General features: G+C 47.0%; 13 protein-coding genes. All 13 read right to left on the bottom strand.

What is annotated here, in order from left to right; all coding sequences use genetic code 11:
• Nucleotides 1-85: 85 nt before the first annotated feature.
• Complete coding sequence (locus tag MHH48_RS03545) at nt 86-1,540, bottom strand: MDR family MFS transporter (protein WP_076322242.1); 1,455 nt, start codon at nt 1,538-1,540, stop codon at nt 86-88.
• Nucleotides 1,541-1,786: 246 nt separating this feature from the next.
• On the bottom strand, nt 1,787-2,257 hold the full coding sequence (locus tag MHH48_RS03540; RefSeq protein WP_076322243.1) for a DinB family protein: 471 nt from the start codon (nt 2,255-2,257) through the stop codon (nt 1,787-1,789).
• Nucleotides 2,258-2,396: 139 nt separating this feature from the next.
• Nucleotides 2,397-3,038 (bottom strand): ThuA domain-containing protein, encoded by a 642-nt coding sequence (locus MHH48_RS03535; RefSeq protein WP_256720504.1) that lies wholly within the window; start codon nt 3,036-3,038, stop codon nt 2,397-2,399.
• Nucleotides 3,039-3,274: 236 nt separating this feature from the next.
• Nucleotides 3,275-3,676 carry an Rrf2 family transcriptional regulator gene (locus MHH48_RS03530; protein ID WP_076322244.1) on the bottom strand — a complete coding sequence of 134 codons (402 nt, stop codon included), beginning with the start codon at nt 3,674-3,676 and terminating at the stop codon, nt 3,275-3,277.
• A 339-nt stretch (nt 3,677-4,015) separates the two neighbouring features.
• A complete protein-coding gene (locus MHH48_RS03525; RefSeq protein ID WP_076322245.1) occupies nt 4,016-4,624 on the bottom strand; it encodes a TetR/AcrR family transcriptional regulator in 609 nt (202 codons plus the stop codon).
• Nucleotides 4,625-4,641: 17 nt separating this feature from the next.
• Entirely contained in the window at nt 4,642-5,493 is an 852-nt protein-coding gene (locus tag MHH48_RS03520) for a CPBP family intramembrane glutamic endopeptidase (protein ID WP_083659631.1), read from the bottom strand.
• 208 nt (nt 5,494-5,701) lie between these two features.
• On the bottom strand, nt 5,702-6,643 hold the full coding sequence (locus tag MHH48_RS03515) for a GNAT family N-acetyltransferase (RefSeq protein ID WP_076322246.1): 942 nt from the start codon (nt 6,641-6,643) through the stop codon (nt 5,702-5,704).
• A 131-nt stretch (nt 6,644-6,774) separates the two neighbouring features.
• Nucleotides 6,775-6,909 carry a hypothetical protein gene (locus tag MHH48_RS03510; protein WP_256720505.1) on the bottom strand — a complete coding sequence of 45 codons (135 nt, stop codon included), beginning with the start codon at nt 6,907-6,909 and terminating at the stop codon, nt 6,775-6,777.
• A 165-nt stretch (nt 6,910-7,074) separates the two neighbouring features.
• Complete coding sequence (locus MHH48_RS03505; protein WP_076322247.1) at nt 7,075-7,872, bottom strand: DUF817 domain-containing protein; 798 nt, start codon at nt 7,870-7,872, stop codon at nt 7,075-7,077.
• A gap of 310 nt (nt 7,873-8,182) precedes the next feature.
• The gene (locus MHH48_RS03500; protein ID WP_076322248.1) at nt 8,183-9,601 is read right to left on the bottom strand and encodes an MDR family MFS transporter; all 1,419 of its coding nucleotides are present in this window, start codon (nt 9,599-9,601) and stop codon (nt 8,183-8,185) included.
• 82 nt (nt 9,602-9,683) lie between these two features.
• On the bottom strand, nt 9,684-10,109 hold the full coding sequence (locus tag MHH48_RS03495; protein WP_256720506.1) for a MarR family transcriptional regulator: 426 nt from the start codon (nt 10,107-10,109) through the stop codon (nt 9,684-9,686).
• Nucleotides 10,110-10,432: 323 nt separating this feature from the next.
• A complete protein-coding gene (locus MHH48_RS03490) occupies nt 10,433-11,200 on the bottom strand; it encodes an AAA family ATPase (RefSeq protein WP_237566272.1) in 768 nt (255 codons plus the stop codon).
• Nucleotides 11,201-11,485: 285 nt separating this feature from the next.
• A complete protein-coding gene (locus MHH48_RS03485; protein WP_076322672.1) occupies nt 11,486-12,076 on the bottom strand; it encodes an AAA family ATPase in 591 nt (196 codons plus the stop codon).
• Nucleotides 12,077-12,078: the final 2 nt, after the last annotated feature.

The following is a 12,078-nucleotide window of genomic DNA, read 5'->3' as shown; positions in this document are numbered from 1 at the left end:
AGGTGACATTTCTGTACGTGATCGGTTCCGTGCCGCTGAAACTGCTGGCCGCGCTGGTTGATTTTCAAATTTCAAATATTGAGGATTATTTCTGCTCCAATATGTGAACACGCTTCATGAATAGAGAAAAGATAAAACCTACAATCGCAACGACAACAGCAATATCAAAAACATGTTGTATCCCTTCTGTCAAAGCAAGCGCGGCGTTAGCAGGGTCCGTCTGGTCTGCCGTTTGCTTCAGAAAGCTGCTCATGCCCACAGACATGATACTTACCGCAACCGCTATGCCGATCGCACCCGCCACCTGCTGGACCGTATTCATAATCGCGCTACCGTGCGGGTAAAGTGAAGGAGGCAATTGGTTCAGTCCATTCGCCTGCGAAGGCATCCAGACCATGGAGATCCCGATCATCAAAAAGGTGTGAAGCACAATGATTTGGGTTATTGTCGTCATTGTCGTAATTCCTGAGAGAAACCAGAGAACGACGGATATCAAGGCCATACCCGCGGGAACAACCCATCTCGGCCCAAATTTATCGAATATTCTGCCCATAATCGGTTGCGTGATCGCGTTCACAATCCCCCCGGTCAACAAAACAAGTCCGGCCGAAAAAGCGTTAAGGCCGAGGCCTCTGATCAAATACAAGGGCAACATAATCATGGCTGCCATCATCACCATTACGGCAATCATAAGCATAACAGTGCCAACCGTAAACATAGGCTGTTTGAATGCCCTCAAATCCATCATCGGCTGCTTCATTCGCAATTGCCGTACCGCAAATATCATAATCGCCAACATGCCGACAATCATCGGAATCACGACCTTGGGCGCTCCAAATCCTCCTTCCCCTTCCCCTGCACTGCTAAAAGCAAATACAATTCCGCCGAAGCCAAGCGTGGATAAGATAAGCGAATAGATATCTATTTTCGGCTTGGTAATCGTCGATATATTTTGCATATATCGCATTCCAAACAGAAGAGAAAACGCCAAAACGGGAAGGGTCAATCCGAAAATCCAGTTCCAGCTAAGCTGCTCGATCAACATACCGGAAAGGGTAGGTCCGACAGCAGGAGCAACCACAAGGACAAGCCCGATCAGCCCGTAGGTCGTCCCTCGCCTCTCAGGTGGAACAATGACAAGCACTGTGTGAAACATCAGCGGCAGGATGACCGCTACGCCCGCAGCTTGAATGACTCGTGCAATCATGAGCAACTCAAATCCCGGGGAAACGGTCGCCACCGCTGTGCCGAGTAAAGCCAATAAGAGCGAAGCCGTGAACAATTGTCTGGTTGAAAACCATTGGAGAAACAACCCGGAAATCGGAACCAATATGCCGAGGGTCAGTAAGTAACCTGTTGTCAGCCATTGGGCGGTTGCGGCGGTGATATGAAACTGGTTGATTAAATCGCTGAGCACTACGTTTAAAGCCGTCTCGTTAAACATCCCAATAAATCCGCTTAATAGTAAGGAAACCATGATTGGAATAACTTTATATTTTTGCACCGCATTATGCTGTGCTTCTGGCGTCGCTGCTTGCATATTCTCCACTCTCCTCGTAATAATCCAATATTATAGACTTTAAAGATATCAGTTGTCTTTAATTAGTCGAAAAAAGAATTGCTTGTTATGTAACTATATTCAGTTCTCACACAAGATCAGTCATTTTCTGATTTCTCGACTGTTCTTCCATCTCTTCTTCTGCCGATAACACCACCTTTTGAATCGGGCATCTTAAAAGTAATATTTTTTTCGATTTCATTTCCGAAAGTATTTCTATGACGATCACTAAGGTTTAACGAGGTTCATTTTCGGCGGGATATACCCGAGTTGCCTGCCCATTTTTACAATTTGCCCCCTATGATGAAATTCGTGGGTGATGGTGTGCGTAAAAAGCCATAATTCGGTTAACTCTACGCTGCTACTCTGCCAGGATGCTGGAATGGTAGGATCCCATTTGTTTTTAAATTCATTCAGAAATTCATGAACCAGGGCATCCGTTTTCTTAAAAACTTCACGCATTTCCTGTACATTGTCAACGAATTCTGGTTTTATTTTGGGAAGTGATTGACCAAGGGCACGACTCCCCAACCATACCCTATAACAATCGGCTACATGAGCATGCAGACTGCGAATAGAAACTCCGCCTAAGGTTTCAACTTCTTTAACATAATCTGTGGGGGACATAGTTTCGCAATAACTAAATAATGATTCCCTTGTACGTTGGATCAATTCATACTGGCTTTCGAATACATCCATCTTCTCGCTCCCCTTTTGATAATAAGATACGTATGGGTTAAATTGTGGATTTCACCACCTAGTTAATCGCCATGCGTGGCGCAATAAAAAATACCACTTTAATAGTGGTGCACGTTTACATAAAATTAGTGGTCGATCTCTACTCTACTCTCCCCCGTGCAGCCCACATTCCGCTATTCCGAATCAGTTTACGCACGGATTCTACCTGGAAAGATGGAAGATGATGCCCCGGCATCAGATATACCACGCGGCCAGAGCCATATGTGTGTGCCCACGCAGCAGGCCACCGCTGGCCATCATGCACATATTCGGCAAGTATAACCGCCGATTCATGCGGACTCAGCTCGAACCGAAACGGTTCTTCATCTATCGTAAAATCGCTTAAGTTCTCCACAATAGGGTGACTCCCTTGATTATATCGAACTGGCAGTGACGTATATTCCGGATGTCCCGTAACCCTGCCGCCGATTAACTTTTCCAGCTCTTTGCTTTGCTGCAGCGAGATACCGTTGTGGATAACTAGCAGTCCTCCGCCGTTTCTCACATAGGATATGAGCGCTTGTACCTGATCTTCGGGTATCTCCAGATCCGAAAAATCCGCGTACGATATAAACAGATCATAGCCCTCCAGCTTATCCTCCTGAAGCACGGCGTAATCATCCGTACATTCAACGTCCATGTCCATATGTTCAAATATGGTTAGTAATTCGTGATCAATATTCGTAAAAGGATGATATTTCGCTCCCTCGTATTGTCCAAGCGCAATTGCTTTCATATTCATGGTCTCCTCTCCTTCCCGTTTGCCAGGGTCACTCTTGTCCTTCATGCTGTTCACCAAGGTACGCCTTTTGGTCCATCACAAGTTTCATGATGCGATCGGCAGACACATCCGGCGGCACGGCCGCTTCTTGATCCAAATCGCGGCTCATGTAGGACAGCCACCCCGGTTAGTTATAAATCGATATTGTAGATTTTAAAGACACTTGTTGTCACTAATTGGCTTAAAAAAAAGAAGTGTCATATGACTATATTATGTTCCCGCACAAGATCCGACATTTTCTGATTTCTCAACTGTTCTTCCATCTTCTCTTCTGCCGATAACACCACCTTTTGAATCGGGCATCCTGGTCCATGCTCGAAACTGCAATCGAACAAGGAAGCCGAACCTTCAATCGCATGAATAATATCTAGGAACGAAATATTTTCCCAATTTCGTTTGAGTCGATAGCCGCCATTCACCCCCGTTATCGATTCAATCATGCCCGCCTTCACCAACTTTGTCAGTATTTTGGACAAATAGGTTGGAGAGACACTTTGTCGCTCCGCCAACTGCTGTACACCTATTGGTTTTTGGGGCGTCGCCGCAGTAAGAAAGAGCATTGTATGGAGGGCATAATCGGTAGCCTTGGAGTACTTCATTCAACATCACCTCAATTAAGGACTTTACAGATCTATAATAACTATTATGTTTCATAACGTCAAGCATAAAACATGCGCTTTTCTTGGAATCTCACGAAGTTTCATCAGGAGAAAAAGGAGCGGGCAATTAAAGGAGCGGTTTAGAAACAGCCACGTCATTGAAGACACCACTCCGGATGAATTCGCCAGGCAGAGCCGAAGGCTGCTAAAAAAGCTGTACCCGGATCGATGGGGGAAGTGCCTAGTAGATCGCCTGGGTAAAGAAAGCCGACGATGCACATCTATCGACCATCGATTGTCCGAGCAATGAATATTTTTCAGCAAGTGTGTTCTCTTTTTTCAGTTGGGATCATCAATCGATATTCCCTTTAAAAGCAGCTTGATCGCATTGACATGCAGGGCTGCATATTCGTCCCCGCTTAATTTTGGCATCGTTAGGCAGAGCTGCGTTGCTCCAGCTAATGTGGACATCACGCCAAAACTCAACGTTTCGATATCTTCATTAATAAAAACGCCTTGCTCGATCCCTTTTTGCAGCACTTGTCTAATCGCACGATAGGCTACTTCTGTGATCTCTCTCAATGTAGCCAATGCTTCGGATTCGCTTGAAAGTGTTTTAGCATACTCTTCGAGTGCTTGGATTAAGGGACTTTCACAATCTCGTCCGAATAAATCAGCCATTTCAAGCAACTGTTCGCTGGGAGACGTGGATTGCTCGGCCGAACGAAGCCACTTTTGTGACATGTCTTCGGCATGCTGGGTAAGCAATTGGAGAAAGAGTACCTCTTTATTTTTAAAATGATGATACAAATTGCCTTTACTCATCTGTGTCGATACACATAAATCGTCCATTGTAGCTCGATCATAACCTTTTTCAATAAATAATAACTTGGCATGGTTCAATATAATCGTTTTTGCTTCTTCTGCTGGCAATCGCCTTCTGGTCATAAGCTCCTCCCGGAACCTTATGAACGGTTCCTTTTATGCTTGAAAAATTGAAAAGCACCATATGAGATAACAATAGCAAAAACCATAGAAAATGCAAACGGCATATCTAGCGTGTGGCGGTATACAATATTTTGCAGCCCCATGTTTTCCAGCGTCGATGATCCATATCCCCAAATGGATGTATTAAAAATGTTCGTGGCAAAATGGATTCCGATGGGAGCAGCCAGACCATTGGTGTGGTAGGCAACGATTCCCAGAAAGAATGCCCCCAGCAGGTAATACAACGGTCCAAAAATCCCGTAGTTTAGCATTTCGGGGTTAAAACCATGGATCAGGGCAAAAATTAGGGAAGTGATGAAAATGGACCAGAATACACCGCCTCTTAATGATCTAAACATACGGTACATATAACCTCGGAACAAAATCTCTTCAGCAGCACTTTGAACCAAAATCAAAGGAGCGGTAACAATGAGTACACCTAACCATGGAAGCGGGTCAAAATGAAGCGTAAAAGCTTGAGGATGCACGACGATATCGACAAGCAAATACAAAATAAGCGCCATAAAATACCACAAGAAATAAATCGCAAACTTTCGGAAATCGGGCCTTTTGCCTTCAAACAAAAATGTTCTAAAACGAATTTTGAAGAAATATTTGGTGACAAGGAAGATGCCGAGAATAAGGAATAAAAAAGACAAATAAAGTGTGATTAAACTAGGTAATCCTGAGCGAGTAGCGGGAATCAAAGCATTAACAAGATTTAACCATAATAAAGTGCCGCCTTGCCAAATAATAAAAATAACGATGAACCCTGCTACAGATTTGAAGCTGAATGGTATCGGCGGTTGAAGGCCATATTTTTTTTCCATGACATGCACCCATCTCTCATTGTAATTACCGACTAGATAGTCGGTAATTACAATATACATACCCAATATATGTCTGTCAACAATGAACAAAGATTTTGACGCTTGTTATCGCGTGGTTGCCTATAAAAACCATCGCTTCTTTGCTTGATCAGCAGCTAATTTTGTTGAAACCAAGGAGCTGAAGATTCAATCTATCCTCCTGGTCGTTTTACCCCTTCGCTGCCCATACCTCAATCTCTACCTGAATGGACGGCATCGCCAGTGCCGGTACGTAGGCCATCGTCATAGCCGGCGCCTTCCCCCTGTGGAATTTCTCCCATACCTGGTGGAAGTGATCCCAGTCGACCTCCTGAGCCGCCCAAATGTTGATTTTGACGATATGATCCGCCGACATCGCTTCCGTTGCCAATAACCTCTCAATGTTCGCCAAGGTATTCTCCACCTGCTGCTTCATATCTTCCGGCAAGTTCCCCTCCCTATCGGTTCCCACCTGACCGGAGAAGACCAACAGCTCAGCCCCTCTCGGAACCTTGGTTACATGGGTATAAGGCCCGATCGGCGGGGCGATACCTGGCGGATTGTACCGCTGAATTGGAGACGCCTGTTCCTCATCGGCTTCATTCAAAATAGCCAGCGTCTGATGGTCTTCCCATGTCCCGTTGATTTTCACGTTTTTCCGGGCAATGCCTTCTTTATGGAATCCAGCTTTCAAAAGCACTTGGATCGAGCCGAGGTTGTGCGGCATCACACCCGCCTCAATTCGGTGAAACTTCAATTCCTGAAAGGCAAACTTCACAATCAATTGAACCGCTTCGGTCATATAGCCCTTTCCGTTGTGGTCTTGGTCCAGAAAGTAACCGATCCAGCAGCTCTGCAGATTCCCCCGCACCACTTCGGTCAGCATAATCTCGCCGATAGTCGCTCCGGTGTCCTGCAGTCCAATCACATAAACATACCCTTGATCTGCCTTGCTGGCTTCCATGGCCTTTCGGATCCGCTCAAGCTGACCCTGATGGGTGTAGAAGCTCTCTTCCCTTAAGCCCGTAAACCGCTGAAAAAAGTCCCGGTTATCCTTCTCGAGCTTCAGCAGTGCCTCTACATCCGATTCCTCTACCGACTTGACATTAATCTGTTTCCCTTGCATAAACATGGTATCCTCTCCTTTGTTTGAAGCATTAGAAACACAAAAAAACACCACAGCGCACCTGTGGTGTACATACCGATCTATGCAACCACAAGCAAGCGACCTGTGGTGTTCAATTCCACTGCATCCTCATCCGGTTACCGAATGGAAGGATCCTTGATCGCTGAATATCCGATTTTGGACACACTTCTCCCATAATCGGACGGATCAAAGAAAACAGCGGTGGAGTATCCCATGCCTTTTGCCAAAGACGCCAATGATCTTTTTTTCATGTGAATACTCCTCCCTTCTGCTTCGCGCGGTTCATCTGTTCCAAACATCTATGTTCATAAAAAGTCTCTCGCCTTACAGCTCGAGTCGCAACGTTAGTCTTCCATACCTTAATTAGCCATAGGATACATGATTTCGAATGAATGGTCAAATTCGCTAAACTGGATTTACATGACCGTTCCCTTCGGATTGTCTTTGGCCGGTCCTCTGCCCTGTTTCAGATGCTTCAGCTGAGCCACAATAATGACACTGATCACCACCAGCAGAAACCACGAGCTGATTTTGCCGATATGCACAATGCTCCATGTCCGCTCCTGACCCGGATAGGTCCAGGCCCCAAGAAACGTAGAAATATTCTCAGCGATCCAGATGAAAAAGCCAATCAGCAGAAACGACAGCACCAGCGGCATCCGCAGGGTTTTTCCGTCCACATCAAAATACACCATGGTTCTGCCAAAAACCACGAACAACAATGCCGTGAGAAGCCAGCGTGCATCCCACACGTAGTGATGGGTGAAGAAGTTGGCATAGATCGCTGCGCTGATCAGCACGGTCAGCACAGGCAGCGGCCAGCCGGTGATGCGCAAATTCATTCGGCGCCATGCCTGGCATATATAACTGGCTACACTGGCGTACATAAAGCCGCTGTACAGCGGGACGCCGCCGATTTTGCTCCAGCCCTCCTCCGGGTAAGACCATGAGCCCATATGCACTTTATACAGCTCCAGCATCAAACCGATGATGTGAAAGACACAGATGACCTTCAGCTCATCCCATGTCTCCAGCTTGCTCACCAACATCCCGATTTGTGCCAGTACACATATGAGAAGGATGAGATCATACCGCGCCAAACCGGGAATTTCAATCACCTTGGTCAGTCCCAGCGCGCCGAAGATAATCACTGGAAATATGCAGGACAAGGCCTGCTGATAACCGAAAATCCACAGCTTCCGTATAAATTCCATAAGCTCCTCCTACCACCTGCACATTCGTATACTTCACCCTACCACAGACCGCGAATTCAATAAAAGAACAGCGTTGTCATAATTCGTCCAATCCATTGACGGGTGTATAGCAAAAAAAGAGAGCAGCCCTTCAGCTGCCCTCTCATCGGTTAACGTCCTATTTGACTATAACTTAAGGTTGTGCATGACGCCAATGATGCAGTTCAACCAACCCCGTTCAATCGCTTGATACCTTTCGAGTTACCCTGTCTTGCGCTAAGCTTCAACAGCCCGAAGGATCATCTTCTCCAGCATGGCCGATAACGCTGGGTCAGAGGGCGACAGGGTGGACCGATTTTTTCTTTTTGACCCGTAACAAAAATGTAAGAGGTATGGCAATAACAGCCACCATCGTTCCGATCATAAACACATCATCAATGCCCATCGTTGTTGCGGCACGCTGGGTCGAAGCCCCCGCTCCCATGTAATAGGATGTTCTGGATACCACCAGTGCGCTGAATATGCCGATCGATAATGAAGCAAGCCCTTGTCGTGCCCAGTTCGTGATGGACGATGCGTGACCTGAATATTCGCTGGACACCGCACTCATCGCTGCGTTCGTTAACGGCATATTGCATAAAGCAATGCCAAGGCAGCGAACCAGCTGCAGCAAGGAAATGTACATAACCGAGGTGTTGGTGCCGATTCCGCTGAAAGCGAGCGTGGCTGCCACAATGATGAGAACTCCCGTGATCACCAGCCGGAATGGGCCGATCCGATCATAAAATTTACCGATAAGCGGCGACGCTGCTGCCATGACAATCGCGCCCGGCAGCATGATCAGGCCGGTATCCATCGGGGACAGCTTCAGCACAGTCTGCAAATAGAGCGGCACCAGCAAGGTTCCCGTATACAGGGATATTGTCACGATGCAGTTCAGGATCAAGCTGTACCGGAATCGGGGGAATTTGAATACTTTAAGCTGCAATAACGGGGATGAAATCCGCAGCTCCCACTTAACGAAGAACAGCAGCAGTAAGACTCCGGAGATGAGTAGAGACAGGGTCTTCCAGGATCCCCAACCCCAGTCGTTACCATGGCTGAAGGAAAGCAACAAAAGAGAACTGCCTGCCACCACTGTCAAGAATCCGAGGAAATCAAACGATTTCTTCCCGGTCAGTCGGTAAAAAGGAATGAATTTGCTTACGATGACAATCGAGATCAGGCCGATCGGAATATTTAGAATGAAAATCGATTTCCAGCCAAAATATTGCACCAGCCATCCGCCAAGTGTCGGCCCAATCACCGGTGCCAGCATGGAAGCCAGGCTCCATAGGCCCATGGCATAAGCTTGCCGTTCCCGGGGAAATACCTGGTAGATGATCGTCATCGTAATCGGGATAATCATCCCGCCGAACACACCTTGCGTAATCCGGAACGCAATCAAGGTCTCGATATTCCAGGCTACGACGCATAATAGCGACGAGAGTGTAAAACCCATCAATGCCAGGACAAACAGCCTCTTATAACTGAGCTGGTCCCCCATGTAGCCTACGATGGGAGCCACAATGCCCGTGGCGAGCAGGTACCCGGCCATCAGCCATTGGGTGGTGCTCAGCGTGGCATCGAACTGCTCCATCACAACCGGAAATGCCACGTTGATGGTGGTGATACTGAGCACCGCCAGAAAGTTACCGAAAAAGATAGCGCTCATAATAAGCCAAAATGAAGATTTATCTTGTGTATTCACATGAAGCCTCCTAAACAAAGTAACCCCGCCCGGATCTGGTTAACAGAGCTGGAGGCGGGATTCGAAGAGTACAGTCCTAGGGTTATGGAAATAATTTTTTGCCAAGCAATCGCAGTAAAATATACAGGTTATCCGCCTCATCCTCATCCAGCTGCTTGAAGGATTCCATGACGGCATAATCCCCTTCGCTGCGCGCATCGAGCACAAGCTGCCGGCCTTCTGCCGTAAGATTGACATAATGGCTTCGTCCATCACTGGGATTGGGCGTTCGAACCACCAATCCCCGTTGTCCCAGAGCGTCCACCAAATACGTGATCGTTGCAGCCTTAAGCTCCATATGCTCAGCTAACCGGTTGGGAAGCAGCGGACCCTGCTGCTCGAGCAAACTTAAAATCTTATATTGATTCATCGTTAAATCGTTCTTTCTCAAGTGATTCAAAAAAGATACGACGCGATGCCTCGTCATTTTATCCGATAACTCACGGTACATATCCATGAGTCTCTCCACGCTTGCTTCTCTTCCGTTCTCCAGAGCATTTCACCTCGATCTTATTTTAGTTCAATGATTCTAACTTGTAAACACCATTTTCATGTTTTCATTACCGAATTTCCCTTTTAATTCATGTTTTATCACTAAACTACTTAGATCATTCGAAGTTTACTGCGGGGATTTGAGCCGCCTGAATCCCTAAAGAAGACACCCTTCCAGAAAAACTCCCCATGGTATGCCCTTCATAACGATTCGCCTAGTCTAAATCCCCGCTGCTATACAAAAAAGGGGCCCGGTAAGGCCAACTAACGCCTTCGGAACCCTTCACACTTGATATATGGCTATTCTTCATCGTCTGCAAACAATTCATGAAGCATCGCTTCCCGGCGATTCACAAATTCCTTCGTAATCATATAATGATCCGTTTCCTCCAAGCTCGACTCTTCCACCCCTTCGGAAGTCAGCTTATAGATGACGGAATCCGGATAGGCCATAACAATCGGCGAATGCGTGGAAATAATAAACTGCGAATCTTCCTGGACCAGGTCATGGATGCGTCTGAGCAGCGCCATTTGGCGAAATGGGGACAACGCCGCTTCCGGCTCGTCCATAATGTACAGGCCATTCCCCCAAAACCGGTTCAAAAAAGTGGCGAAAAACGATTCTCCATGCGATTGCTGGTGAAGCGATTTGCCGCCGTAGGAATCTTTGATGGGCGGGCCGAAGCTCCATTCGGCATCCAACCGGTCGATATTCGTCGCGACATTATAATAGCTCTCCGCCCGAAAGAAAAACCCGTCACGCGGTTTGCGTACGCCTCGAACGGTTCGTATATATTCATGAAGCTTGGAATGCGTCTCCTCGGTTGAGAACGAGAAGTTCATCGTTCCTCCTTCCGGATTAAACCCAAGGGCCGTGGCAATCGCCTCCAGCAGCGTGGATTTGCCCATACCATTCTCGCCCACGATATAAGTGACCTTCGGATGAAAATGGAGTCCGTCCAAAGCCGCAACCGCCGGCAAATTAAAAGGATATTCATGAAATGACGGGACACGGTCCCTCATTAACACAACGCTTCGCAGATAGGCAAGCATAGCAGCGTTATCCAAGCGCTTCCCCTCCTTGATTGTGAAACCTATAATTACTAGTCTACTATATATTATTCCAGCAATGGTTCCAATTCAGGATCATCGCTCGATATATATGAGCATAAGCATAGGACATTTCCCTGAAGAATGAACACGTGCAGCGCCTCCTTTTTTGCCATAAGAGGAAGGCTTCCTTAGAGTTGTTGATGCCTCGTCGATATCCAAAAAATGCGCCATCACAGGGCTCACCGGCACCTGGAATGACGCACTTTTTTATATTATATCGAATGCGGTTGTCCCGATATGCTATTCGCTTACGATAAATTGATAGAGCTCCTCGACCTTCTCTTCCGTCAGATCGCCGCTGTTATCGAATACCTTAATGGACGTCTGAGGAATGTCCCAGTTCACTTCCGGAACGAAATCGACGCGCTTCTTGAAGTCGTCCCAATGATCCAGTTTCCACTGATCCCGCTCGGTCTGTCGGTCAACGATCCGTTCCTTCTGCAAATCCATGTCTTTGAGCGCGACCACAATGACCTTCACGTCAACGTCGCTCTTCGTTAAACCTGCCGATGCGATGACTTCTTCAATCCATTGGCGGCTCTTGAGCTCCGCGGTAAACGGAGAAATCATAAAGACATTTTGTCCGGCACCCAGGTTCTCGATGCAAATGTCCTTGGTCGTATCATATTCCAGATCGCGCAGGTTCTCCTTATAAAAGGAAGAGTCGCGATCGTTCGGATCCAGTCCGTTACTTTCCAGGAACTTCTCAACAAAGCGTCCCCCCACCGTATCGCGGTCGAGAAATGCAGCCGGTATACGGACTGCAAGCTTCTTGGCTACGGTTGTCTTGCCTGTACCGGCCACACCGACAAAAAACACTAGCTTTTGCAAAT

Source organism: Paenibacillus sp. FSL F4-0100 (assembly GCF_037993005.1).
GTDB lineage: Bacteria > Bacillota > Bacilli > Paenibacillales > Paenibacillaceae > Paenibacillus_AQ.
Note: the sequence above shows the minus strand (reverse complement) of the source record. Positions and strands in the feature narration are given on the sequence as shown.

Excerpts from the sequence above, each read along its gene's own strand:
- MHH48_RS03530 (WP_076322244.1), bottom strand. The coding sequence starts at position 3,676 with ATGAAGTACTCCAAGGCTACCGATTATGCCCTCCATACAATGCTCTTT.
- MHH48_RS03510 (WP_256720505.1), bottom strand. The coding sequence starts at position 6,909 with ATGAAAAAAAGATCATTGGCGTCTTTGGCAAAAGGCATGGGATACTCC.
- MHH48_RS03545 (WP_076322242.1), bottom strand. The coding sequence starts at position 1,540 with ATGCAAGCAGCGACGCCAGAAGCACAGCATAATGCGGTGCAAAAATAT.
- MHH48_RS03525 (WP_076322245.1), bottom strand. The coding sequence starts at position 4,624 with ATGACCAGAAGGCGATTGCCAGCAGAAGAAGCAAAAACGATTATATTG.
- MHH48_RS03520 (WP_083659631.1), bottom strand. The coding sequence starts at position 5,493 with ATGGAAAAAAAATATGGCCTTCAACCGCCGATACCATTCAGCTTCAAA.
- MHH48_RS03535 (WP_256720504.1), bottom strand. The coding sequence starts at position 3,038 with ATGAATATGAAAGCAATTGCGCTTGGACAATACGAGGGAGCGAAATAT.
- MHH48_RS03540 (WP_076322243.1), bottom strand. The coding sequence starts at position 2,257 with ATGGATGTATTCGAAAGCCAGTATGAATTGATCCAACGTACAAGGGAA.
- MHH48_RS03505 (WP_076322247.1), bottom strand. The coding sequence starts at position 7,872 with ATGGAATTTATACGGAAGCTGTGGATTTTCGGTTATCAGCAGGCCTTG.
- MHH48_RS03515 (WP_076322246.1), bottom strand. The coding sequence starts at position 6,643 with ATGTTTATGCAAGGGAAACAGATTAATGTCAAGTCGGTAGAGGAATCG.